The organism is Rhodococcus sp. Leaf278 (assembly GCF_001426085.1).
In the GTDB taxonomy this organism is placed as follows: domain Bacteria; phylum Actinomycetota; class Actinomycetes; order Mycobacteriales; family Mycobacteriaceae; genus Rhodococcoides.
In genome coordinates this window covers 184724-210672 of the sequence record NZ_LMRR01000042.1, presented here as the reverse complement: position 1 = coordinate 210672, position 25949 = coordinate 184724, and the positions used below count along the sequence as shown (strand labels likewise).

Genomic DNA, 25949 nt, shown 5'->3' with positions numbered 1-25949 from the left:
TGCACGCATGTCTATCGACGCCGACGCGCAGCGTGACACCGGGCTGACCCAGGCGGACGTCGCCAGGCTCACGTCCGAGGGAAAATCGAACGACGTTCCGGCCCGCGCGTCTCGGTCGGTTCGCGACATCGTCCGCGGCAACGTGTTCACTCGTATCAACGCGATTCTCGGTGTGCTGTTGATCATCGTGCTCTCCACGGGCTCGGTGATCGACGGCATGTTCGGGCTGCTGATCGTCGCGAACAGTGGCATCGGCATCATTCAGGAGGTTCGCGCCAAGCGCACGCTGGATCGGCTGGCGATCGTCGGTCAGAACAAGCCACAGGTACGACGTGACGGTATCTCGCAGCAGATTCCGCCGGACGAGGTAGTTCTCGGCGACATCGTCGAACTCGGACCCGGTGATCAGATAGTGGTCGACGGCGAGGTGATCGAGACCGCGAGCCTGGAGATCGACGAGTCGTTGCTCACCGGTGAAGCCGATACGGTGCACAAACTTCATGCAGCGCAGGTACTTTCGGGCAGCTTCGTGGTCTCGGGTAGTGGGGCATATCGCGCGACGAAGGTGGGTCGCGACGCCTACGCGGCCAAGCTCGCCGAGGAAGCCAGCAAGTTCACCCTGGTCAAGTCCGAGCTGCGTAGCGGTATCGACAAGATCCTGAAATTCATCACTTACCTGATGATTCCGGCCGGCGCGCTCATCATCTACAACCAATTGTTCTCCAGCGGGCAGGCTTTGCGGCCGGCCCTGGGCGGCATGGTGGCCGCGCTCGTTCCGATGGTCCCCGAGGGCCTGGTACTGATGACGTCCATCGCGTTCGCGGTGGGTGTGATCCGGCTCGGTCAACGGCAGTGCCTGGTGCAGGAGCTGCCGGCGATCGAAGGACTCGCGCGCGTCGACGTAGTGTGCGCCGACAAGACCGGCACCCTCACCGAGAACGGCATGCGCCTGTCCGAGTTGGTGCTCGCAGACGAGCGCGACTCCGATTCCGTCACACAGGCTCTCGCGTCCCTGGCGCACGACGATCCGCGGCCCAATGCCAGTGTGCAGGCCGTCGGTGAGGCCTATCCCGACGCGCCGGGGTGGACGCAGAGCGCCGTGGCGCCGTTCTCCTCGGCCAAGAAGTGGAGCGGTCTGTCGTATGGGGAGCACGGGAACTGGTTGCTCGGTGCCCCGGACGTGTTGTTGGACCCGAACTCGGAGACGGCCCGACAGGCCGAATCCGCCGGATCCAAGGGTCTGCGGGTATTGCTGCTGGCCAGCAGCGACGCCCCCGTCGACGATCCGGCCGCGCCCGGTGTCGTCACCCCGCGAGCGTTGGTGATTCTCGAGCAGAAGGTGCGCGAGGATGCCCGAGAGACGTTGGAGTACTTTGCAAGTCAGCATGTGCAGGTCAAGGTCATTTCCGGTGACAATGCCGTCTCGGTCGGTGCGGTCGCCGGCTCGCTCGGACTCCCCGGCGGTGACGCTCCGATCGACGCGCGAGAGCTGCCCGAGGACTCGGAGAAGCTGGCCGACACGCTCGCGCATTCCACTACGTTCGGCCGCGTTCGGCCCGATCAGAAGCGGGCGATGGTCGGCGCGTTGCAATCTCGTGGTCACACGGTCGCGATGACCGGCGACGGCGTCAACGACGTGCTGGCCCTCAAGGACGCCGATATCGGCGTGTCGATGGGTTCGGGAAGTGCGGCGACGCGAGCCGTCGCGCAGATCGTGTTGTTGGACAACAAGTTCGCCACTCTGCCTTACGTCGTGGGGGAGGGACGACGCGTCATCGGCAATATCGAGCGCGTCTCCAACCTGTTCCTCACCAAGACCGTGTACTCGGTGCTGCTGGCGTTTCTCATCGGGCTCTCCGGCGTGCTGTCGCAGATCTTCCACTTCGAGCCGATTCCGTATCCGTTCCTGCCGCGGCACGTGACGATCGCGGCCTGGTTCACCATCGGCATTCCGGCCTTCGTGCTCTCGCTCGCCCCCAACAACGAGCGAGCGCGCAGCGGGTTCGTCTCCCGGGTGATGCGGCTGGCCGTCCCGTCCGGACTGATCGTCGGCTCGTGCACGTTCGTTTCTTATCTGCTGGTGTACGCGGGACCGAATGCCACCGAGGCTCAGGTGACACAGGCCAGTACGACTGCGCTGATCACGCTGATCATGATCGCGCTGTGGGTGTTGGCCGTCGTCGCACGGCCCTACAACTGGTGGAAGATGCTGCTGCTCGCCGGATCGGTCGGCGGCTACCTGCTGCTGTTCGCAATTCCGTTCTGCCGTACCTTCTTCAAACTCGACCCGTCGAACGTCGGAGCGACCACCGGTGCACTGATCATCGGCGGCATCGGCATCGTGCTCGTCGAGGTCGCTCACCGGTTCGGATCGGTACTACGCAACAGGCAGTACAAAACGTAAGCTGCCAGGTGTTCGGTTGCACCCCGAGAGGTAGGAGTAAGTCATGGGCTTCGCAGACAATCTGAAGGGCATCGTCGACAAGGGCAAGGACCTTGCGGCCGAGAACTCGGACAAGATCGACGATGTGGTCGAGAAGGCGGGGGACTTCATCGACAACAAGACCGGCGGCAAGTACTCCGACAAGATCGACAAGGTCCAGGAAGCAGCCAAGAAGGCAATTCCGGACAAGTAGAGCGAATCGGGCTGTCGCTGCCGTCGGTCGCGCCGTAGGGTGCGGCTGACGGCACAATCGTCGGGGTGGACGGACCGATTCTTCTTCTCGTAGTCATCTTCGCGATCGCCGTCGCCGGTTTCGCCAAGCGTCTGGACCTCCAGGTCCCGCTCGTTCTGGTCACCGTCGGGTCCATCGCGTCGTTCGTTCCCGGCGTTCCGCACGTCAGTCTCTCGCCGCAACTGATCCTCGGCGTGGTGCTTCCGCCGTTGCTGTATTCGGCTGCGCTCGATTACTCGTTCGTCACCTTCCGGCGGAACCTCGGCCAGATCCTCCGGCTCGGCCTGGTCATGGTGGTCGTGACGACGGTCGCCGTCGGCTGGTTCGCAAATTTGCTCATTCCGGAACTGACTCTCGGTGCGGCCCTGGTGCTCGGTGCCGTGGTGGCCCCACCCGACGCGGTGTCGGCCATTGCCGTCGGCCGCAAGCTCGGCCTGCCCGCGAGAATGATGGCCATCCTCACCGGCGAGAGCCTGGTGAACGACGCGGCGGCATTGACCCTGTTCACCCTGGCCGTGGCGTCGGTGACGGGTAGCCGCATCGAACTGGGTTCGCCGGTGTTGTTCTTCGCCTACGAGATCGTCGGTGGCGTGCTGGTCGGTCTGATCCTCTCGCGCATCGTCCGGTTCGTCCGCAAGCGCATCGCCGACTCGGCCCTCGAAACCGTGCTCGGTCTCGTGCTGCCGTTCGCGGCCTATCTGGCGGCAGAGGAAATCCACGCCTCCGGCGTCCTTGCCGTTGTCACCGCCGGCTTCGTGTTGGGCCGCGTCACCGCCGACGTCTCGGTCGCCACTCGGGTCCAGGAACGCCAGGTGTGGCCGACGCTGGATCTGCTCCTCGAGGCTTTTGTGTTCGCCTACATGGGTTTACAGCTGAAGTTCGTGATCCGGGAAGTGCAGCGTGAGGGATTGCCGGTCCATCACGTCTTCGCGTACGCACTGGTGGTGCTGCTGGTGGTCATGGCCGTTCGTCCGGCCTGGATCTTCGCCAATTCCGGTCGGGACGTGTTGCTGCGCAGACTTTTTCGGCGGAAAGCACCTCCCGAGACCGGTCTGACCTGGCAGCAGAACCTGGTGCTGTCCTGGGCCGGGATGCGCGGAGTGGTGACGCTTGCTGCGGCCGCCGGTGTGCCGCTGACGACGGTGGTGGGGGACGAATTCCCCGGTCGCGCAGTGATCCAGGCCGTGGCGTTCGTCGTTGCGGTCGGGACGTTGCTGCTGCAGGGCCTGACGCTGCCGCTGCTGATCCGCCGACTCGACGTCGCCGATCCGCTCGAGCAGCAGCGCACCGACAATCAGCGCCTGCTCTCGCAGGCCATCGCGCGTACTGCGGCGGAGACCTACCTCGAGCGTGCTGCGAAGGACGGTATCGCCGGAGTGGACCGGGAGCGGGTGGCCGAGGTGATCTCGCGTGTTCGCCGTTCGGTGCGGGCTCGGTTGGACGCGGAGGAGACCGAGGATCGGGAGGAGCGAATCGCTGCGGCCGGCGCGCTGTTCGATTCGTTGCGTCACAACGTGCTGGTCGCGCAACGAGCGGCCCTCATAGCGGCCCGCGACTCGGGGGAGTTGGAGGACGAAGCTCTACGGGCAGTGTTGAATGGTCTGGACGTGGAAGAGATTGCGGCCGAGGCCCGCATCCAACGACGCGCGACGTAGACGAACACAATGTAGGAGCGCAGAGACAGTGAGGTCGAGCGGGTTGGTGGCGGCCGCTGCACTGGCATTCGCTCTGTCCGCCTGCAGCACGCCGGTGGTGCCACCGGAACCGTCCGTCCAGGCCCCGACAACCGCGCCCGAGGGCTCCGAACGTGGCTCGATCGTATCGTCCATGCAACTGGGCCAAGTCGACATCGGCGTCGCGTATCTCGGCGGAACGGCATCGAAGATCGTGTACCGCACCACCGACGGCGTCACCGGCGGCGGAACCGAGACGTCGGCAACGGTGTTCGTGCCCAAGGGTTCTGCGCCTCCCGGCGGCTGGCCGATCGTGTCGGTGGGCCACGGCACCACCGGCGTCACCGACGAGTGCGCACCCTCGCTGTATCCGAATCTGTTGGGCACCATCGGATTGGTGACGCCGTTCCTCGAGCGCGGCACCGTGGTGGTGGTGACCGATTACCAGGGGCTCGGGACACCGGGGGATCCGGCGTACCTCGACCGAGACGCAGCCGCGTACGACGTCATCGACGCGGTGCGTGCGGCCCGTAACGTGGTGCCCGACGTCGGCACCCGGTGGGGTGCAGTGGGCACTTCTCAAGGTGGACAAGCGGTCTGGGCGGCTGCCGAGCACAACGCAGACTACGGTGACGGCTTGCAGTTGGTGGGTGCCGCGGCGCTTTCGCCCACCGCCGATCTGACTCGCATTCTCGCCCCCGAGACCGAACAGACGTTGGCGCGTCAGCTGCTGTTGCCGTATCTGTTCGAGGGGCTGCACGTCGCGGATCCGAGCGCTGAGCGTTCGGACTACATCCGCGGCACGTTCGCCGACAACGTGACCGCACTGACGGCATGCAGCGATCTGCTCGGATTCTCCAAGGCGGACGCCGGAGCCGTCATCGATCCGGCGGATGCTCTCCCGGCCACCGAGCAGGCAGTGAACCGGATGACGGACTGGCTCGAATCGGTGTCGTTGCCGACGTCCCGTACCGAAGTTCCGCTGTTCGTGCTGGTCGGCGAGCGCGACGACCTGATCGATCCGCAGTGGACTCGCGATGCCGTTGCGACGGCCTGCGCGATGGGCGACGACGTCGAGTTCAGATCCGAACCGCAGCAGGGCCACGCCGAGCTGGCAGCCAACGGCACCGGAGTCGACTGGCTCGTCGAACGATTTCTGAACGTACCGACGTCGAGCACGTGCGCGCGATGACGGCTGCTCTGGCGTGGCTGGCGGTGATCGTGGCGGTGATCGTCACGGTGATCGCCGTCATCAGCCTGCGTGGTCGACGCGATCTGACCACACCGGCCGAACGCGCCGTGCACTCCACCCTGCACACCGCTTCGCTGGCGGCCAAGCCGCTGCGTGACGGTCTCGACGCCCGCTCGGCATCGGTCGCGGCGCCCCATCTGCGGGTGCTGACCGGGGCGGAAGCGCTCGGTATCTGCGATCCCGACGGTTCCCTGCTGGCCTGGGACGGTCCGTGGGAGGAGCTGACACCGGCCTTCGTCGAGGCGGCGAAACGAGCCGTGGACGGGCAACGCCGAGTGTTGGTTCGCCTGCCGCTCGGTTCGATCCACCCGGTGAAGGCGCTCGTGGCGCAGCCTTTGGTGGTCGACGATTCGCCGGTGGTCGGGGTGTTGGGTGCGGCCATGGTCGACGAGCCGGGGCCGGGAGTGCTCGGTGCCATCGCCGAGGTCGCACGCTACGCATGCGGGCAGATCGAGCTCGCCGAACTCGATGCGTCGAGGGCTCGGCTGGACCGCGCCGAGGTCCGGGCGCTCCGGGCACAGATCAGCCCGCACTTCATCTACAACGCACTGGGAACCATCGCCTCGTTCGTCCGCACCGATCCAGATCGGGCCCGGGAACTGGTGCTCGAGTTCGCCGACTTCACCCGATACTCGTTCCGCAACGCCGGCGAATTCACCGTGCTCGCGGACGAGCTTCGCAACATCGACCGGTACCTGACGCTCGAGCGCGCTCGCTTCGGTGATTCCTTGCAGGTCTCGTTGCAGGTCGCGCCCGAGGTATTGGGCGTCGCGCTGCCGTTCCTCGCGCTGCAGCCGCTCGTCGAGAACGCCGTTCGGCACGGCCTGTCCGGCAAGCCCGACGGCGGCCGCGTGACGATCATCGCCGCCGACGAGGGCACCGACGCGGTGATCAGTATCGAGGACGACGGTGTGGGCATGGACCCCGAGGTACTGCGGTCGGGCAGCCTGCACACCGAGGACGCGGCCCATGTCGGATTGGCGAACGTGGACGATCGGCTGCGGGCGGCCTTCGGAAACGACTACGGTCTCGTCGTGGACACCGCACCGGGCGCAGGCACCAAGGTGAGCATGCGCGTGCCGAAATTCAGGCCGGGTGTGCGGGCATGACGCAGGCCGGAACCACGGGCGGACGCGGACTGGTCGTACTCGCGGTGGACGACGAGCGCCCCGCGCTGGACGAGCTCGCCTTCCTGCTGCGCGAGCAGGACGCCGTTGCCGAGGTCTTCACCGCGCAGGACTCGACCACCGCGCTACGACAGCTCAAGCAGACCTCGGGGCAATCCGTTGTCGACGCCGTGTTCCTCGACATCAACATGCCCGGCCTCGACGGACTCGAACTGGCCGGCATCCTGTCCGCGTTCGCTCGGCCACCCGCCGTCGTGTTCGTCACCGCCCACGACGACCGGGCGCTGGCTGCCTACGATCTGGGTGCCGTGGACTACCTGCTCAAGCCCCTGCGCGAGGATCGGCTCGCCGAGGCCGTGCGGCGGGTCCTGGTTGCCCGCCGTCGACCGACGGAGTCCGCCGACACCTCGTCCGACGAGGTCATTCCGGTCGAACTCGGCGGAACCACCACGTTGGTGCACCGATCCACGGTCGCCTGGGTCGAGGCCGACGGCGACTACGCCAGACTGCATACCGCCACCGGTTCGCACCTGGTGCGAATACCGATCTCGGCACTCGAAAGTCGTTGGGCAGAAGCAGGATTCCTGCGGGTGCACCGTTCCTATCTGGTCTCGCTTCGACTGGTGACGGGAATCCGCAGCGTCGGATCGGGTCTGGTGGTGTGCTTGCGCGGAAGTGGAGATCTGGCGGCCTGCGAGTTGCCGGTGAGCCGCAGGCACGCGAGGGAGCTCAAGGACAGGCTGGTCCGCGGGCCGCTCCAATCGTGGTCGTCGCGATGATCGGGGTCGAGGCGTGAGTCAGCCGCATCGGCAGCGTGTCGTGCTCTCGCAACGTCGCGGCGCACGGATGGTGCGCACCCGCGTCGAAGTGCAGGAGCAAACCGAGGTGGGCGACGCTCTGGTTCGTAGTCTCGTTCGTGCGCAACTGTTGTTGTCGGTGCGGTTGGCGGTGATGACGCTGTCGATTCTGTTCGCAATTCCGTTGTCGGGCTTGCTGCTCGCGCGTTTCACCGATGTCGCGCTGCTGGGTGTCGGGTTGCCGTGGTTGGTGCTGGGGGTGGCGATCTATCCGCCGCTCTTCGGGGTCGGCTGGGCCTACGTGCGCCGAGCCGAGCGCAACGAGACGGAGTTCGTCGGTCTGGTCGAGGACTAGGGCGTCGGTGAACCAATCCATTCCCGTCGCCACGGTGATCGCGCTGCTCATTGCAGCTGCGGCCACCGTGGGTATCGGCGTCTACGGAGTTCGGTTGGCCCGCACCACGTCGGACTTTCTGGTGGCGTCGCGTTCCGTCGGGCCGCGGTGGAACGCCGCGGCCATCAGCGGTGAATATCTCTCTGCTGCATCGTTTCTCGGTGTCGCCGGTCTCATCGCCAAGTACGGTGCCGATGCACTGTGGTATCCCGTGGGTTTCACCGCGGGGTACCTGGGTCTGCTGTTGTTCGTCGCCGCGCCGCTGCGCCGGAGCGGTGCGTACACGGTGCCGGATTTCGTCGAGTTCCGGCTCGGTGCACCATGGTTACGTACCGTGGCCATGCTGGTGGTGGTGGTCATCTGCGCGCTGTATCTGGTGCCGCAGTTCCAGGGCGCGGGCCTGACCCTGAACATCCTTCTCGGAGTGCCGGGCTGGGTGGGAGCACTGGCGGTCGGGCTCATCGTCATCGCCAATGTCGTCGGCGGTGGAATGCGCTCGATCACGTTCGTGCAGGCGTTCCAGTACTGGCTCAAGCTCACCGCGATCGCAATCCCGGCCCTGGTCCTGGCCGTGCACTTCTTCGCCGACGACCGTAGCGTCGGTAGCCCGGCCCCACCGACCGTGTCCGAACAGACCGTTGTCGACATCACCACCGACGTTGTGGTGCAGGTCGATTCGCCGATCGTCGTATCCGTGGCCGGCACCTTGGACGAGCAGAGCGTGGACGGACGAGTGAGCCTGGAGGCGGGCGAACACCGCCTCGGATCCGGCACCCTGCTCACCCTCGACGCAGGCTCGCCCGTCCCGGTGGTGGCGGGAGCCCCGACCACCGATCGGGCATGGTCGATGCCCGGCGGGGGACTGGGCGGCGGGCATCCGCTGTATCAGGTGTACTCGCTGATCCTGGCGACGTTCCTCGGAACTCTCGGACTGCCGCACGTGCTGGTGCGGTTCTACACCAACCCGGACGGCCGAGCCGCACGACTCACCTCGCTGACCGTCCTGGCGCTACTCGGCATGTTCTATCTGTTCCCGACGGTGCTCGGCGTGTTCGCCCGCCTGTACGTACCGCAACTGCTCATCACCGGGGCATCGGACGCCGCGGTACTGCTGTTGCCCGGCTCCGTGCTGTCCGGCATTCCGGGGCAGCTGCTCGCCGCGCTCGTGGCCGCCGGTGCCATCGCGGCGTTCCTGTCCACCTCGTCCGGTCTGCTGGTCAGCATCGCCGGGGTGTTGAGTACCGATGTGCTCTCGGGCAAAGTGCGCGACTTCCGTGTCGCTGCGATACTCGCCGGCGCTGTACCGCTCGCCCTGTCGATCGGCGTTGTCTCACTGGACCTCTCACGCACCGTCGGGCTCGTGTTCGCCGTCGCGGCCTCCACCCTGTGCCCACTGCTCGTGCTGGGCATCTGGTGGCGCGGACTGACCGCCGCAGGAGCGGCAACCGGACTGTTCCTGGGCGGCGGGATCTCCCTCGTGGCCGCGTCGATCTCCGTCGTCACCCCCGTCTCCGACGGCATCCTCGGCGGCTGGGCGGCCGCGATACTCGGCTACCCCGCCGCGGTGAGTGTGCCCATCGCCTTCGCCGCGATGATCGTCGTCAGCCTCGCCACCCGAAAAACGGTGCCGTCGGACATCTCCCGCATCTTCGCCCGACTGCACCTGCCCGAGGGCCTCGACATGGGCAAAGACCGAGAGCGCGAACTCTAATTGCGTCTTCGGGTCATTCCGCAGGCTCCACTCCCGCCCGCTCGACTGCAATTCTCGACCGCTCGTCGCACACTCCCGCAGCCCGCCGTGTGATCGAGGCCACCGCCTGATTTTGTGACCTGACTCTCATTACTGTTCCGGATCAGCTAGAGCTCACATCTACTTCAGGAGTCCCAGGTGACCGCACCGGAAACCAATTCGCCACCGGACGCGCAAGCGTTCGTCGACATGCAGGCCAGTCCGGAGTTCCAGGAACTCCGACGCCGCCTGCGTAGCTTCGTGTTCCCGATGGCCGGGTTCTTCCTGGTCTGGTACGTCGTCTACGTGTTGCTGAGCACCTACGCAGTCGACTTCATGTCGACCAAGGTGTGGGGCAACATCAACGTCGGCCTGCTGCTCGGCCTCGCCCAGTTCATCACGACGTTCGCCATCACCGGCATCTACGTGAAGTTCGCCAACCGTGAACTCGATCCTCGCGCCGCAGCCCTGCGCGCCGAGATGGAAGCCTCCCAGGGAGCCAAGTCGTGAACGTATTAGCCCAGGCCGCCGATACCACTGTCGGTGAACCGATCGTCAACATCGCCATCTTCGGTGCGTTCGTCCTCATCACGATGGCCGTCGTCATTCGCGCATCGAAGAAGAACGCAACCTCCGCGGAGTTCTTCACCGCAGGCGGCGGATTCTCCGGACCGCAGAACGGCGTCGCCATCGCCGGCGACTACCTTTCCGCGGCAAGCTTTCTCGGTATCGCCGGTGCCATTGCCGTCTACGGCTACGACGGCTTCCTGTACTCCATCGGCTTCCTCGTCGCCTGGCTCGTCGCCCTGCTCCTGGTCGCCGAATTGCTCAGGAACACCGGCAAATTCACCATGGCGGACGTGCTGAGTTTCCGGCTCAAGCAAGGCCCGGTCCGCACTGCGGCCGCGCTGTCCACCTTGACCGTCTCGCTGTTCTATCTGCTCGCACAGATGGCAGGTGCCGGCGGACTCGTCGCACTGCTGCTCGACATCTCCGACCGCACCGGGCAGTCCATCGTCATCGCCATCGTCGGTGTGCTGATGATCGCGTACGTGCTCATCGGCGGCATGAAGGGCACCACCTGGGTGCAGATCATCAAGGCTGTTCTGCTCATCGCCGGCGCCGCGTTCATGACGGTGCTCGTGCTCGCCAAGTTCGGCCTGAACTTCTCCGAACTGCTCGGCAGCGCGCAGACCATGGTGGCCGGATCGGCCAACGAGGCCGTCGCAGCTCGAGACGTCATCGAGCCCGGTGCCCAGTACGGCGGCAGTGCCACCTCGAAGATCAACTTCCTCTCGCTCGGCATCGCACTCGTCCTCGGCACCGCGGGTCTGCCGCACGTGCTGATGCGCTTCTATACCGTGCCCACCGCCAAGGAAGCTCGTCGTAGCGTCGTGTGGGCCATCGCGCTCATCGGTGCGTTCTACCTGTTCACCCTGGTGCTCGGCTACGGTGCCGCAGCGATCGTCGGACCCGACCGCATCCTGGCCTCGGCCGGCGGTCAGAACTCCGCGGCTCCGCTGTTGGCCTTCGAGCTCGGCGGCGTCATTCTGCTCGGCGTCATCTCGGCGGTGGCCTTCGCGACCATCCTCGCCGTGGTTGCCGGCTTGACGATCACCGCGTCGGCGTCGTTCGCTCACGACATCTACGCAAGCGTCATCAAGAAGGGCAAGGTGGACGACAAGAAGCAGGTCAAGGTCTCGCGCATCACGGCCGTCGTCATCGGTCTGCTGGCCATCGGCCTCGGCATCCTCGCCAACGGGCAGAACATCGCCTTCCTGGTGGCCCTCGCCTTCGCCGTCGCCGCGGCTGCGAACCTGCCGACCATCCTGTACTCGCTGTTCTGGCGTCGCTTCACCACCACCGGCGCACTGTTCAGCATGTACGGCGGCCTGATCTCGACGATCGTGCTGATCATCTTCTCCCCGGCTGTCTCCGGATCGCCGACGTCGATGGTTCCCGGCTCGGACTTCGCCTGGTTCCCGCTGTCCAACCCGGGCATCGTGTCGATCCCGCTGGCATTCATCCTCGGCATCGTCGGAACCCTGATCTCGAAGGACACCGAGAACACCGACAAGCAGGCCGAAATGGAGGTACGCTCCCTCACCGGCATCGGTGCGGAGAAGGCCAGCGCGCACTAATACACCTGTAGATGCGTCGAGAAGTGCCCGTGTGAGCAAGGCCTCACACGGGCACTTCTCGTCCAGCGGTTACCATCCCTGCTGTGGCCAAGCTGAAGGTTTCCCTCGACGTCCCACTGACCCCCGAGCAGACGTGGGAGCACGCGTCCGATCTGTCCGGGTACGAGCAGTGGCTCTCCATCCATGAAGCGTGGCGCGGCGAGCTGCCCGAGCAGCTGGCCGTCGGCACCACTCTGGACTCCATCGCCAGCGTGAAAGGTATGCGTAACCGGGTTTCCTGGAAGATCGAGTCCTACGATCCGCCCAAGAAGCTCGAGCTGAAGGGCAACGGCAAGGGCGGAGTCAAGATCGGGCTCAACCTGTCGGTGAAGTCCAAGGGCGACGGCTCCGAGATCACGATCGACGTCAACCTGGGCGGTGCGCCGCTGTTCGGTCCGATCGGTTCCGGCGTCGCCCGCGCACTCAAGGGCGACATCGAGAACTCGCTGAAGACGTTCGTCAAGATCTACGCCTGACGGTGTAGGAGTGGAGATGCATGCCCGGTAGGCACAGCGCGCCGTCGTCCGCGACGAGCAGCAGAGGGTTCGCCAAGTACGTCGTCGTTGCCGTCGTCCTGCTTCTTGTCGTCGGAGGCGGAGTGTTCGGGGCTCAGAAGGTCTTCGGCAGCGAGTGCGGCGACTCCTCGTCCTACTCGCTGGCCGCGGACCCCGCGATTGCACCGGTGCTGCAGAAGATCGTCGACGGCACATCCGCCGAGGATCTCGATTGCGCTCGGATCGAGGTGACCGCGAGCGAATCGGGTCAGGTCTCGGCCGCGGTGGCCAAGGGCGACGACGCTCCCTCGCTCTGGATTCCGGATTCGTCCTTGTGGATCGGCAAGACCGTGCGATCGACTGCCGCGCTGATCGACCTCGCGAGCCAGTCGGTGGCCAGTACGCCGGCGGTGCTCGCAGCCCGTAAAGACGAGGTGCCGTTCTTCGACACGTGGCTCACTGCCTTGAAACTCGAAGGCCTGCGTATCGGAAACCCGTTGACCAACACCATGTCCGACGCGGCGATCCTGGGCGCGGTGGCCGAGGCCGGATCGGACGAGAAAGCCCTCGACTCGGTCTCGGCGGCGCTCGTTCCCGTCGCGCAGGCTCAGGCCGCCACTCGCGGAGAGGCCGATCCGACGGTCCGTCTCGACGACGTGGTCGCCGACGGCGGAGTCGCGGTGGTCTCGGAGCAGACCTACTTGGCGTACCAGAACGAGAAGAACCTGGAGCTGGGCGCGACGGTGCCGCCCACGGGCAGCGTCTTCCTGAACTTTCCCTTGGCCGTGACCGAGCCTGCGGAGGACCGACACGAGGCCGCGAAGTCCGTGGGTACCGCTCTGGCCTCGGCCATCGAATCCGAGCAGGGCCAACAGGCGTTGTCCGAGGCCGGGTTCCGTGGAGCAGACAATGCGGTGTTGGATTCCGGTCGTGGGATCGGCGAGGTGACGCCCCTGACGATTGCTGATCAACAGGCCGCCGAGTCGACGCTGAAGCAATATCAGGTGTTGGCGCTACCCTCGCGGGCATTGGTGATGGAGGACGTCTCCGGATCCATGAACTACAGCGCAGGTGCAAACACGCGCATCGCCATGACGGTGCAGGCCAGCGAGACCGGCAATCGCCTGTTCCCCGACAATGCGTCGATGGGATTGTGGGCGTTCTCTATCGGACTCGGCGGTGGCAGCCAGGATTACAAAGAGCTGGCACCGATCCGGCGGATGGACGAGAAAGTCGGCAACACCACCCAACGTGAGGTGCTGCTGCAGCAGACTCGAACCCTTCCGTCGCTGGTCGGGGGCGGTACCGGCCTCTACGACACAACGCTGGCGGCGTTCCGCACCGTGCAGGAGGGGTACGACCCCGATGCAGTCAACAGCGTCATCATTCTCACCGACGGGGCCAACGAGGATCCCGACAGCATCTCGCTGGACGAGCTGTTGTCGACCCTGCGCGCCGAGCAGGACCCGTCCAAGCCCGTCGTCATCGTTACCATCGGTATCACCGACGACGCCGATGCCGGTGTGCTGCAGCAGATTTCGGCCGCCACCGGTGGCACCAGCTTCATCGCGCGCAATCCGGCCGAAATTCCGAATGTCTTCGTCAATGCGCTGAGAAGTCGTTCCGGTCGCTGACGGAAGCGGCTATGCTGTGCGCCGCGTGCTGTCCGTCACCTCGGGCAGCGCGGAACAACCGCGGCGCAGAGGGGTGTCGGGGATTGATGTAGGGGGCGAAGTCGATGTCGGGACGTCACAGCGGCAGTAGTCGTAGGTTCAGTCCTGTCGTGACGTGGGGTGCTGCTGCGCTCGCGGTGGTGGTCGTCGCGGTCGGCGGTTGGTTCGGCGTCCAGGCCGTCCGAGCGTCGGGTGCGGATTCCTGCGATTCCCTGGACACGGTGTCGCTGGCAGTGGACACCTCCATTGCCGAGCCGGTGCAGCAGATCGTGTCTCAGGCCGGCGAGGTCGACCGTGGGTGCGTGAATTTCGACATCCGTTCCGAGCGTCCCACCGACACCGCGACGGAGATCGCGGGCACCGAGAACCGCCCCGACCTATGGATCCCCGATTCGACGTTGTGGTTGCTCAAGACCCTCCGCTCGACCGGTGCTCTGCCCGAGCTGGCCAAGACGTCCGTCGCGAACACCGTGCCCGTCCTGGTATCGAAGTCCGATGCGGTGCCGGTCACCGACACCTGGCTCAGCGTGTTGCAGCTCCCGGGGCAACGCATCGGAGACCCCCTCACCAGCAGTGCGTCGAATGCGGCCATTCTGGGTGCGCTCGCCGAGTCCGAGGTTGCGATCTCGGACGCCAAGGCCGTGTCCGCAGCTCTGGTGCCGATGGCGCAGGACTTCGGAAGAATTGCCGACAAGCCGCACGACACTCCCGATCTCGTCGCCGAGGTGGCCACCGAGGGCGGTAGCAGCGTGGCCACCGAACAGGCGTTGCTCGCCTACGAGGCAGACAACCCGGGCGCGGAGCTCACCGAGTCGGTTCCACCGACCGGCAGTTATTTCCTCAACTACCCGTTGGCGGTAACCACTCCGGCCGGCCCGGACTACGACCGCGTCAAGAAAGCCGGAGCCGCGTTGGCCTCGGTTCTGGCCACGCAGTCGGCCACCGACACATTGGTCGCGGCCGGCTTCCGTACTGCGAGCGGCACCCCGCTGCCCGACGGCAAGGGCGTCGGATCCGTGGCCTCGCTGGAGATCAAGAACCCCCTGTCCATCGAGACGACACTGCGCGACTGGGCCGTACTCGCGCTGCCGTTGCGCACGCTCGTCGTCGAGGACGTATCGGGTTCGATGGCCGCGACGTCGGGTGACTCGACGCGTATCGCGTTGACGGTCGACGCGTCGGTCGGTGCGAACGATTTGTTCAGTGACCAGACGCAGATGGGTCTGTGGGCTTTTTCCATCGGACTCGGGGGAGGCCAACAGGATTACCGAGAACTGGTGCCACTCGGCCCGGTGAGCAACACGTTCGACGGCAAGCCGCAACGTCAGGCCATTCTCGACGCCATTCGTGGCCTGCCCAGGCTTGTCGGTGGCGGCACCGGGCTCTACGACACGACTCTGGCCGCCTTCCGGAGGGTCAAGGAGGGCTACGACCCCAACTACGTCAACAGTGTCATCATCCTGACCGACGGAGCCAACGAAGACAACGGCAGCATCACCCTCGATCAACTGCTGGCAGCGCTACAGAAGGAGCAAGATCCGGTGCGTCCCATCGTCATCGTGACCGTCGGTGTCACCAGTGACGCAGATCCTGTTGCGCTGCAGCAGATTTCGGCCGTCACGGGTGGAACGAGCTACGTGGCCGAGGATCCGCGCGACATCCCCGATGTGTTCGTCAAGGCACTGAACTCGCGCACCGAGCGCCTCGCAGGGGAGTAGTTCAGCCCCACAGGAAGCTGATCGCAATCGCTGCGGCGCACGCGAGAGTCACCACGGTCAGCGTCACTGCGTCCGAGGCCTTGAAGCGCGAGTCGGTCGCGGTGATCATTCCGGTGCCGCCGCGGGCAGCGATCGCCGTACCCATCTCGTCGGCCCGTCGGATGGCTACCGACATGACCGTCGTGACGATGTCGACCAGCGAATTGTCCGAGGCGCTGTTGACCACGGGCTTGGGGCGCAGGCGTCGGGCGGCGTTGAGAGTGCGCATCTCTTCGATCAACAGCGGTAGCGACCGCAGGCTCAACGCCACGGCGATCGCCCACTCGTCGACCGGCAGTTTCAGCTTCTTCAGCGGTGCGCCGAGTTTCGATACGGCCGGGGCTATGTCACTCATGGAGGTGGTCCAGCCGATCATCATCGAGGCACCGAGCAACACGAAGACGAAGAGCGTCGCACGCAGATACAGCACCACTGCTGCGCCACCGATCGGCAGATTGATCAAGGCACCGACGCCGAACAACGCCCAGATCCACCATGGTGGGCGCGGCAGTGCCGTGATCGGAATGTGCGCGACGATCCCCGCGATCACCAAGAGCCCGAACACGATTCCGAGCGCAGGCCATGTCGGTGCTACGACCAGAGTGACGCTGAGGAGCAGGACGACGACGAGTTTGGTGCCGGCCCACAGGCGATGGATCGGCGACGACCGGGGGACTTGACGCAGCACAACGGTGGTCACGAGGGCACCCTCCCCAGGATCGAATCGGAGACGATGTGGCCGTCGGACATCGTGATGGTGCGGCTGCAGACGGTGTCCATGCCATCCACATCGTGTGAGATCACCACGATCGCGACGCCGCGTTCACGCAGTCCGGCGAGTACGCCGATGATGTCGTCGCGTCCGGGTGGATCGAGACCGGCCAGGGGCTCATCGAGAACGAGCACGCGTGGCCGGCGCGCAATGAGCCCGGCCAGCACGACGCGTCGCATCTGCCCACCGCTGAGCGAATCGATGTCGCGGGCAGCCAAAGACCTGTCGAGTCCGACCGCATCCATGGCGGACGAGACAGTGGCAGAACCTGTTTCGGGCCCGGCTGCGGCGGCGATGTCCTCGGAGACGGTGCGGCGCTGCAACTGCAGGCGAGAATGCTGAAATGCCAGTCCGACGTCGCCTACCCGTGTGGTCATGGCCTTGCCGTCGAGTTGCGCGGTGCCCTTCGTCGGGCCGGTGAGTCCGGCCATGATCCAGGCCAGAGTGGACTTGCCCGAACCGTTTCCGCCGAGAACGAGAACTCCTTCACCACGCTTGACAGTGATGTCGATCCCGTTCAGTGCGACCTGAGCCCAGGGAGTGCGACGGTTGTAGGTGTGTTGAACGTCGACCACTTCGAGTAGACGCTGGCTCGAATTATCATGCAGTACAGCAGAATTGACGGTACTCGGTTGCATCCACGCCGAGTCGTGCTGCACCTGATACCCCTCGTGCAAGTGCACCACGCGATCTGCGGCAACGGTTTCTGAAACATGATGGGTGACGAGCACGACCGACATGCCATGTCTGCGAGGTAGTTCGGCGAGGAGTGAGACCAGATGCTCGCGTCCGGACGCGTCGATCATGGCGGTTGCTTCATCGGCGATGAGCAGGGCAGGACGGCGTGCCAGGGCTGCGGCCACGGCGAGGCGCTGCATCTCGCCACCGGACAGGGATGCGGTGTCACGGGCACCCATGCCGCCGAGACCCACCTCGACGAGCAGTGCCTCGACGTCGGGCCGGGAGTCGCCGGGCGGTAGACCCCACACCACGTCGTCGGCGACGCGGGTACCGAGGATCTGGCTCTCGGGTCGCTGCAGGACCATGGCGGTGCCACCGTATCGGCCGAGACCGGTTGCGCCGGGCCTGCTGACGGTGCCTTCCGACGGTTCCAGGCCGGCGATGATCCTCGTCAGGGTCGATTTGCCGGAGCCGTTGTGGCCGACGATCGCGACGAATTCACCGTGTTCGATGTGTAGGTCGACTCCGGTCAACGCAGCTGTGGCGCTTCCCGGGTACCGATAACCGACCGAGGCGAGGGTGACCGGCAATGGCCCGATCTCGTCGTCGTCGGTGCTCGAGACAAGAGCTTCGGGGGTGGGGATGGTGGAGAGACGGTCGAGGATGGCGGTGAGGATCAGCCAGGCGAACAGTGTTCCGGTGACGATCCCGAACGCGATGGAACCGCCGACCCACCACCACCAGTTGTCGAGCACCGCGGTGGAGCTGCTGCGGAGCACATCGGCGGCACCCTGCAAGGCCGACGTGCGCTCGAGCAACCTGGACACGCCCTCGAGGGTGTTGCGAAGGGTGTCGAGGAACAACGTTCGTAGCGGAACGAGGATCAGCAAGAGCAACACCGTGAGGGCTCCCAGTGCGGGCCCGACGACCATCGAGGTGACCAGCACACCGAACAGGCCTTGCTTCTTGCGCTTCGCTCGCCCGACCAGGCCGCCCAACAGCGCCGCGCTGGCCACGGTGAGTGCCGTCTGTGTACCGGCAGCGACGAATCCGACGAGGGTGCCTGCTACTGCAGCGGTGAGAAGCGCGCGGGTCCGATATCGAAGTGCGACCACCGACATCGGAACGGCCGCGACGACCTGAAGAATCGCTGCCATCGGCACGAGCACACCGATCACCGTCAATGCGACTGTGAAGCTGCTCATGACCGCGGCGGTCGCCAATTCCTGAGGACCGAGGGGCCCTGACTTCGGAGTGCGAGAAGAACTGACGGTCACCGCTCCAGTGTGCCAGCTCGACCGAGACCCACCGTTCGGCGCGACGTCCGTGGTTCGGGCCGGCCGGCCTTTGTGCGGTTGCTGCGGCGGTGAGCGTGAGAACAGAAAAGCGCGGAAAGCCCTCGTAAAAAGGGCTTTCCGCGCTCAGGCCGAGATCAGCGGCTGCGCTGGCTCGTAGCCGGTCCTGCTGCACGACGGCTGTGGCCGCCGCCACCGCTACGCGGCTGTCCACCGGAACGGGGCTGTCCGCCACCACTGCGCGGCTGACCACCACTGCGCGGCTGACCACCCGAACGGGCCGGGCCGCCGCGGCGAGCGTTGCTGTTGCGCGGGGCTCCGGTGCGGGCGGGGGCCTGCTCGACTCGCGGTGCAGGCTCGACGTAGCGGGCCTGCTCGCCGACGAGGTTCGCCACTGCGGGCGAATCGGCGGTGACGCGGATCGGGGTGACCTTGATATCGGCCTTGCGCAGCAGCACTGCGGTGTCCTTGCGCTGCTCGGGCAGGACGACGGTCACGACGTCGCCAGCGCTGCCGGCGCGCGCCGTGCGGCCGGAGCGGTGCAGGTACGCCTTGTGCTCGGCCGGGGGATCGACGTGGACGACGAGCTGAACGTCGTCGACGTGGACGCCGCGGGCCGCGACGTCGGTGGCGACGAGAACGCGAGCCTGGCCGGAGGAGAAGGCTGCGAGGTTGCGGTCACGTGCGGCCTGCGAGAGGTTGCCGTGCAGGTCGACAGACGGGATTCCGGCGTCGGTGAGCTGCTTGGCCAGCTTGCGGGCCTGGTGCTTGGTGCGCATGAACAGGATGCGTCGTCCGGTGCCCGAGGCGAGCTGATGGACTAGCTTCTTCTTGGCTTCGACGCCGTCGACCTCGAAGACGCTGTGCGTCATGGCCTCGACGTGGGAGGTGGCCTCGTCGACGGAGTGCGTGATCTGGTTGTGCAGGAAGCGCTTGACCAGCTTGTCGACGCCGTTGTCCAGGGTCGCCGAGAACAGCATGCGCTGACCCTTGTCCGGGGTGGCGGCGAGGATGCGGGTGACGACAGGCAGGAAGCCCAGATCGGCCATGTGATCGGCCTCGTCGAGGACGGTGATCTGAACGCCGTCGAGCGTGAGGTGGCGCTGCTTCATCAGGTCTTCGAGGCGACCGGGGCAGGCGACGACGATGTCGACTCCACCCTTGAGCGCGGAGACCTGGCGAACCTGCGACACACCACCGAAGATCGTGGTGACCTTCAGCGAGTACGCGGCGGCGAGGGGCTCGATTGCGACGGCGATCTGGGTGGCGAGCTCACGCGTCGGAGCGAGAATCAGGCCACGCGGGCGGCCGGGCTTGCGATTGCCGGGAAGCTGGCCTGCGAGCCGAGCGACCATCGGGATCGCGAAGGCGAGTGTCTTTCCGCTGCCGGTCTTTCCGCGTCCGAGCACGTCGCGTCCCTGCAGTGTGTCGGGGAGCGTATCGGCCTGGATGGGGAAGGCTTCGGTCTTGCCCTGGCTCGCGAGTACATCCGCGATGGCCTGGGGTACACCGAGTGCAGCAAATGTTTGTGGGGTCGTCATAGTGATGAAAAGTGCCTTTCGGGCAGGGTGTTGCACCTGCGGGCCTTGGGCCGAGATGCAAGGTGGCGAGACTGCCGGTGGGCAGTTTCGATCGCCGTAAGAGAAGCCTGTGCGGGGTGCACATGGTGATTCGGGAGCATTCCACGACGTCTGACGTGCAGCTACGCGCGTCGTCACCGAGTGTAACCGAGTTGTGGCTCGGTCTCTTCCCGCGCAGGTTCGTCACGCGGCGCCGTCGTCGAAGAGACCCGTGATCATCACGTTCTCGATTCGCGAGTTGTAGAGCTCGACCACCGGCATGGGCGGGGCACTCGAGTCATAGGTGTGGCCGGTGGGTGAGATGAGCCTGTACCGATGTCGCGCGTTGCGTTTGTCTCGCCGCGCTTCGGCCGTCCAGCCTTCCCCTTCTTTCGCGTAATTGCATGCGGCACAAAGGCCTGCGCCGTTCTCGGCGCTGGTTTTACCACCCGCGGAGTGTGGCCGGATGTGATCGTGGTGTCGGATCGGCGCGTCGCACCACGGGGTGCGGCAGGTGCGATCTCGGAGGTCGATGAGGCGTCCCAACGCGGTGGGAAAACCTCGCGAAATGGACTCCACTGCCGTCAGCGCTCCGGATTTCGGATGGGCATAGAGGCGACGTAATGCGACGTGCGTCTCATTGCCTTGTGCGTCGTCGAGCGCGTCTCGAATCAGTTGCCGTGCGACATCGGACGGGATTTCGCCGTAGCCGTGCAGATATGCGGACGTGTCACCGCCGGCGAGCAGCGTCGAATCGGAGATGACGATGTCGACGGTCACTGGCGGGCCTTGGGCTGCTGACGCGCCGGTGACCCGCTCGAACACGAGGTCGGCCATGATCTGGTCGCGCGTGCGTGTGTCGCCGCCCGAGTTGATGATGGTGTCGGCATCTCGTCGCAGCGTGGCCCACATGCAGACGGACTTCTCCATCGATGTGAGGACGGTGAAGAAACCCATGGATTCGGGTGCGGGGCGGGTGCTGGTGCGCCGAGCTGCGTATGCCTTCGCACGCCGCTTCACCTGGGAGGCGGCGTCGAGTTCGTTGGCAAGTGCGCGAGCGCGACCCTCGATGGTGCGGTCGCCGGCACCGGCCAATGTCGCGGGGTCTGCGCACAATCGTTCGTCGATGGTGCGGCGATCGTCGACGGTGAGGCACGCCGTCTCGCGAGCAAGAATCATGACCCGCCACTCGTTGAGTTCGCCGGCTTTCAGGCGCGCGAGAGTGTGCGGCATTTCGTGCACCAGCGCGCGTGCGAGTCCGAGGTGAGTGCCGCCACGGTTCGGCGATTCGCGTCGGGCCAGGCCGATCTGTGACGCAATCCCGCTGCGCCACTGAGCTTTCGGTTTGCCGAGCTCTTTGCGTTCGTTGCTGATGGCTGTTGCGACGGCATCGGTCACCACGGCTTGCGTTGCCACGCTGACGCACTTGACCGTCTCGAGAGCGGAGATCAAATCGATGCCTGCTGCTGCGTCGACAACGACATCGGACGCCTGAAGACGTGCGACGAAACGCAACACCTCATCAGGTGTCAGCGGCAAATTTTTCAAAGCTGTGACCACGAGTTCCTCCCCAGTACTCGAATGCATGTTCGATAGTACGGGTGAATTCGATGGTACGCAAGACCTGCTTCGGAGGTCAGGTGAGCACTACTGCGATGGCGATGGAGCTGACAACGGCGTTGTTGAATGCGTGCAAAATCAGCGGAGCCCAGAGCGATCGGTACCAGAGACGTAGTGCAACAAGGCCGGTGCCCAGGAAGAGGATGTACAGCATCGCCGGCGGTGCAATGTGGCACAGTGCGAAGACGACGGTGACGAGCGCAGCACTGACCGCTGTCGGCATCTTGGACCTGAGCCAATCGAGCAGGATCCTGCGAAACACTATCTCCTCTATCAAGGGAACGACGCCCGCAATCAACACGAGTATCGCGGCGATCGAGGCCGGTCCGATTTCGACGGCGTCTTTCACTATCGCGTTCTGGTTGTCGTCCGGTGCGACGTCGAGGAGTGCGCCAATTCCGGCCGTGGCCAGCACAGCGAGGAGCATCAGGAGCGGAACCTGCCACAGAAGATGGAGGAGGCTGTGCGCGGGGGATCGAAAGCCCAAGTCCGACAACGACCATCGACGTCGACGAATCAAAGCGAAATAGAGGCCGGCGCATCCGATAATGCCGGCCAGAATTATGGCGAGCAAAGCTGCCTCGGCGACCCCTCCGATCATGAACCCCGCCACGGCCCCGATCAGTCCGCCGATCGCCGTTCCCCCGAACCCGCTGACGAAGGCCAACGCGACGTCGCCCACGGTGGGTGTAGGCAGTGGCGAGTCGGTGAAGCGCGGGAAACTCTTGTGGTTCACGTGGACGAGTGGCGCATTCTCGTCAGGGGAGTGGTCCACACCTGCACTATTTCGCCATACGCTCGCCTTCGCAAGTGCCGCATCCGGGCATCACAGCAGTCTTGCGGGCTCTGTGGTGCCCTCGGCAGGATTCGAACCTGCGACCTACCCTTTAGGAGAGGGTTGCTCTATCCCCTGAGCTACGAAGGCTGGCAACTGTTCTGTTGGTCGTAAACTGCTGCACCGCAACACTTTTCGATCTTCGGAACAATCGGTTGCGGATAGGTTTGCTGCCAGAGTGCACAGCCGACCCACATCGCGCTCGCTAGTCTAGCGGCCCACCCCGCGGATCGGGAAGCAGGTTCTGGATCGACGCCACTCGACCGGTCAGTGACGCAATCAGCTTCAATGCGGTGCGGTGCTGGTGAGCGGTGTAATCGGCAATCGCTTCGACGCCGACGAAGCACTCAATATCGCGGGCGAAAGCGTCGAACGTCGTCGCCAAAATTCCCGCCGACGCGAACACGCCCACGATGATGAGCTGGTCACGGCCGCGTCGGCGCAGTTCGACCTCCAGATCGGTGGCGTAGAAGGCGCTGTAACTTCGCTTTGCGATCGGAACGAAGTCCGGCTCGGTGATCGCTACCTCCTCGGCGTTTGGGCCCAACCCCCACATCGGTCCCAGCAGTCCCCGCTGGGCGACGTCACTCGCCGCTCGTGGAGCACTGGCCAGAATGGGTACCCCACTCGACCGCGCCCACGCGACCACCTCCGATGCCGCCGCAAACACTTTCGAGCGGACAGAGTCGTCGAGCACGTTGAGGTAGTACGGCTGCATGTCGTGGATCAGAACCGCGGCACGTTCGGGCTGTAGCTCCCACTCGGGACCTCCCACGCAGTCGCGCAGCCGCTCGACGTCGTAATCCTCGACCTCGACGCTGAATGTGGCCATCCGACAACCCTTCCCTCCCACAAACGCGCTCGCATTCGCTAGGCGCGCGCAGTCTTGCTACCTGTCCGCTGACCATTCCGCTCGCACCTGACAAACGCGCGCGCGTTTGCGAAATCCAGAGGCCCCGCGAATCCTGCCAGACCCGCCGAATCCAGAGGCCCCGCCCACAACCTAGTCCGCCGCAATGGCCTCCACGATGTTCAGTCGCGAGGCGTGCACGGCGGGTGGAGCGGAACCCAGCAGCGACAGGCCCAGGGCGACGAGGCCGTACAGCAGCACCGACCAACCGGCGGTGTAGGCAACCGGGATTCCGATGCTGGCCCCGAGGATCAAGGTGCTCAGATACTGCAGACCCGCGCCGATGATCAGGCCGAGCACGCCGCCCACGATGCCGACCGACAGTGCCTCCGCCAACACCATTCGTGCCAGGGTTCCCCGTCCACCGCCCATGGCTCGCAGTACGCCGAGTTCGCGTCGACGCTCCAGGACCGACAGCGTCAACGTGTTGAGCAACGCGACCGCGGCGACGAGCGCGACGATCCACTGCAACGCGATGGCCAGTGCGCCGGACTGTCGGATGGCAGCGCTGGTGCCCTCGAGTGCGGCAGCGCCGGTGTACACGAAGACCTCGGGCGGCAGTGTCGAACGCAACGAATCCTCAACGGCCGCAACGTCTCCGTCGACGCCGATCTCCAGGTAGGTCGCGCCGGGTCGGTCGTACCAACGCTGCATCGAGTCCAACGAGATTGCCATCGTGCCGCCCGCGGCATTGATGTACTGGACCAGATCCAGCACTCGCACGTTCTTCACGCCCGTCGGCGTCGGCAGGTCGATGTAGTCGCCCACCGATACACCCAACGTTCTGCCGAATCCCTGGGACAGCACCACACCGTCACCGGCGAGCACCTGGGAACGCACGGTGTCGGTGAGCGATGCGAGCGTCACCGCATTGCTGCCGTCGGCGACGCCCTGGATGGATACCGTCTCGCCGTCGATCGTCGCGTATGCCCACTGCCCCTCGACGACGCGAGCGACTCCGGGCGTCGAACGGACGGCGTCTGCCACCTCCGTAGGAACGATGGGGCCCGACGGTATGGCGTCGGGCGAGGACATCGACACGTACAGGTCGGTGTTCGCCAACGACGACAGCGATTCGGCCGCCGAGTCGGTCATGTTGGTCAACGAACCCGACACTCCGACACTGACTCCCACCGCAATCACGATCGTCATGACCGTTGCCCAGATCCGTCGCGGGGCACGTTCGATGGTGGCCGTGGCCAGCCGGCCGGCACCACCCCAGCGGCGAGGGACGGCCGCCGTGGCCGACACGATCGGTCCCGTCCCCCCGACGCACAGCGCAACGACGCCGAACATGAACAGCGCACCGGCCCCGAGGGTCAGTTGGCCGTCGACGTTGACGGCGAACACGAACGATCCGGCAATGGCGACGAGGCCGAACGCGGTGGCAGCAGCAACAAATCCGCGACGCGGTCCGTCTGCCGTTTCTCCGCCGCCGACGGCGAGTGCTTCGATCGGCGAGATGCGATACACCTGCACCGCAGCGACGGCCGAGGCTCCGACGCAGGCCAGTACGCACGCTGCGATCGCCACGGGAATGGCAAAACCGGGCAACACGTACTCGATTCGAGCGTCGAATGCCTGCGACAGGAACGGTGGAAGGCTCTCGATGGCGATGCGGCCCATCGCGATTCCGAGTGGAACACCGACGGCACCGCCGACCAGTCCGACGAGTACGGACTCGAACAGCAGGTCGCGGACGATATCCGCGCGGCGTCCACCGACGGCGCGAAGAAGAGAGATGGTGGGTCGACGCTTCGCGATGGCCATGTTCATGACGTTGAAGACGAGGAAGGCCGCGACGACGAACGCGATGAGCGAGACCATGAGCGTGGCATTGCGGGTCAGACTCATCGCCTGGTTAGCGCGGTCGGCCCGGAAGTCTGGGCTCATCACCGACACTCGGCCGGCGAGTGCGGCGTCGAGGTCGGACCGCAGTGTGTCGCCGTTACCCAGGACGAAGATCGAATCGAGCTGATCGGGGCGATCGGTGAGTGCCTGCGCAGCGGGAAGGAGCGCAACCGCGAACATGCCCCCACCGATGCGTTGCGTGCCGGGGCCGTCGATCACGCCGACCACCGCCGTCGGAACGTCATCGATCGTGACGGTGTCTCCCTGGTTCAGACCCGTTGCGGCACCTACCAGTACACCGGAAGGATCGGACAACAGTCCTGCCGCATTGCCGACCGCGCCCTGCAGGTCCGACTGCAGTGCCGTGATGGACGAGTCGACACCGAGGACCGTCAGATCTCCGACGTCGGATCGAACGGTGCTGCGCAGCAGGGGAACCGCTGTGTCGACACCGGGAACGGAGCGCACCACGTCGAGTTCGCTCTGGTCGAAGCCGGAGTCGGTGACACCGACGACTTCGTAACTCGCGTTTCCTGCGATCGTCACCGCGAGACGTTCGACGGATCCGGTCAACGACCCGTAGGTGCCGAGGACGGCGATGAGCAGCCCGGCGGCGACGGCCACGACACCCGCGGACACGAGCGAACGCACCCAGTGCATGCGGAGGTCGCGAAG

The 25949-nt window shown here is 65.4% G+C and carries 20 protein-coding genes and 1 tRNA gene; 13 read left to right on the top strand and 8 right to left on the bottom strand.

Annotated features, from left to right (window positions below; genetic code table 11):
• Positions 1–7: 7 nt before the first annotated feature.
• From ASG84_RS22765 to ASG84_RS22705, 13 genes are all read left to right on the top strand, one after another.
• Positions 8–2404 (top strand): HAD-IC family P-type ATPase, encoded by a 2397-nt coding sequence (locus tag ASG84_RS22765; protein WP_057479236.1) that lies wholly within the window; start codon positions 8–10, stop codon positions 2402–2404.
• 43 nt (positions 2405–2447) lie between these two features.
• Positions 2448–2636 carry an antitoxin gene (locus tag ASG84_RS22760; RefSeq protein ID WP_032377365.1) on the top strand — a complete coding sequence of 63 codons (189 nt, stop codon included), beginning with the start codon at positions 2448–2450 and terminating at the stop codon, positions 2634–2636.
• A 65-nt stretch (positions 2637–2701) separates the two neighbouring features.
• Positions 2702–4330, top strand: coding sequence for a Na+/H+ antiporter (locus tag ASG84_RS22755; RefSeq protein ID WP_057479235.1), 1629 nt, complete (start codon positions 2702–2704; stop codon positions 4328–4330).
• 28 nt (positions 4331–4358) lie between these two features.
• Complete coding sequence (locus tag ASG84_RS22750; RefSeq protein WP_057479234.1) at positions 4359–5540, top strand: lipase family protein; 1182 nt, start codon at positions 4359–4361, stop codon at positions 5538–5540.
• On the top strand, positions 5537–6709 hold the full coding sequence (locus tag ASG84_RS22745) for a sensor histidine kinase (RefSeq protein ID WP_057479338.1): 1173 nt from the start codon (positions 5537–5539) through the stop codon (positions 6707–6709). The genes ASG84_RS22750 and ASG84_RS22745 overlap by 4 nt, the downstream gene beginning before the upstream one ends.
• Positions 6706–7506, top strand: coding sequence for a LytR/AlgR family response regulator transcription factor (locus ASG84_RS22740; RefSeq protein WP_057479233.1), 801 nt, complete (start codon positions 6706–6708; stop codon positions 7504–7506). Before ASG84_RS22745 ends, ASG84_RS22740 begins: the two co-directional genes overlap by 4 nt.
• 67 nt (positions 7507–7573) lie before the next feature.
• Positions 7574–7879: a hypothetical protein gene (locus ASG84_RS22735; protein ID WP_442971024.1), complete on the top strand. Its 306-nt coding sequence runs from the start codon at positions 7574–7576 to the stop codon at positions 7877–7879.
• Positions 7880–7886: 7 nt separating this feature from the next.
• Positions 7887–9629, top strand: a complete 1743-nt coding sequence (locus ASG84_RS22730) for a sodium/solute symporter (RefSeq protein WP_057479231.1) — start codon at positions 7887–7889, stop codon at positions 9627–9629.
• A gap of 228 nt (positions 9630–9857) precedes the next feature.
• Positions 9858–10157, top strand: a complete 300-nt coding sequence (locus tag ASG84_RS22725; protein ID WP_082521166.1) for a DUF485 domain-containing protein — start codon at positions 9858–9860, stop codon at positions 10155–10157.
• The gene (locus ASG84_RS22720) at positions 10154–11788 is read left to right on the top strand and encodes a solute symporter family protein (protein ID WP_057479229.1); all 1635 of its coding nucleotides are present in this window, start codon (positions 10154–10156) and stop codon (positions 11786–11788) included. Before ASG84_RS22725 ends, ASG84_RS22720 begins: the two co-directional genes overlap by 4 nt.
• Before the next feature lie 83 nt (positions 11789–11871).
• On the top strand, positions 11872–12303 hold the full coding sequence (locus ASG84_RS22715; protein WP_057479228.1) for a type II toxin-antitoxin system Rv0910 family toxin: 432 nt from the start codon (positions 11872–11874) through the stop codon (positions 12301–12303).
• A 20-nt stretch (positions 12304–12323) separates the two neighbouring features.
• On the top strand, positions 12324–13955 hold the full coding sequence (locus ASG84_RS22710; RefSeq protein WP_057479227.1) for a substrate-binding domain-containing protein: 1632 nt from the start codon (positions 12324–12326) through the stop codon (positions 13953–13955).
• Positions 13956–14059: 104 nt separating this feature from the next.
• Positions 14060–15712, top strand: coding sequence for a VWA domain-containing protein (locus tag ASG84_RS22705; RefSeq protein ID WP_057479226.1), 1653 nt, complete (start codon positions 14060–14062; stop codon positions 15710–15712).
• Between the two features lies 1 nt (position 15713).
• Here ASG84_RS22705 and ASG84_RS22700 read toward each other — a convergent pair whose 3' ends face one another.
• The 8 genes from ASG84_RS22700 to ASG84_RS22665 all read right to left on the bottom strand — a co-directional run bounded on the left by ASG84_RS22700 (position 15714) and on the right by ASG84_RS22665 (position 25934).
• Positions 15714–16451: an energy-coupling factor transporter transmembrane component T family protein gene (locus ASG84_RS22700; RefSeq protein ID WP_057479225.1), complete on the bottom strand. Its 738-nt coding sequence runs from the start codon at positions 16449–16451 to the stop codon at positions 15714–15716.
• Positions 16448–18481 carry an ABC transporter ATP-binding protein gene (locus ASG84_RS22695; protein WP_200936655.1) on the bottom strand — a complete coding sequence of 678 codons (2034 nt, stop codon included), beginning with the start codon at positions 18479–18481 and terminating at the stop codon, positions 16448–16450. The genes ASG84_RS22700 and ASG84_RS22695 overlap by 4 nt, the downstream gene beginning before the upstream one ends.
• A gap of 155 nt (positions 18482–18636) precedes the next feature.
• Positions 18637–20040 carry a DEAD/DEAH box helicase gene (locus ASG84_RS22690; RefSeq protein ID WP_057479224.1) on the bottom strand — a complete coding sequence of 468 codons (1404 nt, stop codon included), beginning with the start codon at positions 20038–20040 and terminating at the stop codon, positions 18637–18639.
• A gap of 222 nt (positions 20041–20262) precedes the next feature.
• Positions 20263–21618 carry an HNH endonuclease gene (locus tag ASG84_RS22685; RefSeq protein WP_082521165.1) on the bottom strand — a complete coding sequence of 452 codons (1356 nt, stop codon included), beginning with the start codon at positions 21616–21618 and terminating at the stop codon, positions 20263–20265.
• Positions 21619–21694: 76 nt separating this feature from the next.
• Positions 21695–22453, bottom strand: coding sequence for a CPBP family intramembrane glutamic endopeptidase (locus tag ASG84_RS22680; RefSeq protein WP_235581798.1), 759 nt, complete (start codon positions 22451–22453; stop codon positions 21695–21697).
• Positions 22454–22527: 74 nt separating this feature from the next.
• A tRNA-Arg gene (locus ASG84_RS22675) sits at positions 22528–22603 on the bottom strand.
• A 115-nt stretch (positions 22604–22718) separates the two neighbouring features.
• Positions 22719–23345, bottom strand: coding sequence for an isochorismatase family protein (locus ASG84_RS22670; protein WP_057479222.1), 627 nt, complete (start codon positions 23343–23345; stop codon positions 22719–22721).
• A 171-nt stretch (positions 23346–23516) separates the two neighbouring features.
• Complete coding sequence (locus tag ASG84_RS22665) at positions 23517–25934, bottom strand: ABC transporter permease (RefSeq protein WP_156399668.1); 2418 nt, start codon at positions 25932–25934, stop codon at positions 23517–23519.
• Positions 25935–25949 lie beyond the last annotated feature (15 nt).

Bases quoted from the DNA above. Each gene is read 5' to 3' on its own strand.
- ASG84_RS22760 (WP_032377365.1), top strand. From the start codon at position 2,448: ATGGGCTTCGCAGACAATCTGAAGGGCATCGTCGACAAGGGCAAGGAC.
- ASG84_RS22765 (WP_057479236.1), top strand. From the start codon at position 8: ATGTCTATCGACGCCGACGCGCAGCGTGACACCGGGCTGACCCAGGCG.
- ASG84_RS22725 (WP_082521166.1), top strand. From the start codon at position 9,858: ATGCAGGCCAGTCCGGAGTTCCAGGAACTCCGACGCCGCCTGCGTAGC.
- ASG84_RS22670 (WP_057479222.1), bottom strand. From the start codon at position 23,345: ATGGCCACATTCAGCGTCGAGGTCGAGGATTACGACGTCGAGCGGCTG.
- ASG84_RS22735 (WP_442971024.1), top strand. From the start codon at position 7,574: ATGGTGCGCACCCGCGTCGAAGTGCAGGAGCAAACCGAGGTGGGCGAC.
- ASG84_RS22690 (WP_057479224.1), bottom strand. From the start codon at position 20,040: ATGACGACCCCACAAACATTTGCTGCACTCGGTGTACCCCAGGCCATC.
- ASG84_RS22745 (WP_057479338.1), top strand. From the start codon at position 5,537: ATGACGGCTGCTCTGGCGTGGCTGGCGGTGATCGTGGCGGTGATCGTC.
- ASG84_RS22665 (WP_156399668.1), bottom strand. From the start codon at position 25,934: ATGCACTGGGTGCGTTCGCTCGTGTCCGCGGGTGTCGTGGCCGTCGCC.
- ASG84_RS22705 (WP_057479226.1), top strand. From the start codon at position 14,060: ATGTCGGGACGTCACAGCGGCAGTAGTCGTAGGTTCAGTCCTGTCGTG.
- ASG84_RS22710 (WP_057479227.1), top strand. From the start codon at position 12,324: ATGCCCGGTAGGCACAGCGCGCCGTCGTCCGCGACGAGCAGCAGAGGG.
- ASG84_RS22740 (WP_057479233.1), top strand. From the start codon at position 6,706: ATGACGCAGGCCGGAACCACGGGCGGACGCGGACTGGTCGTACTCGCG.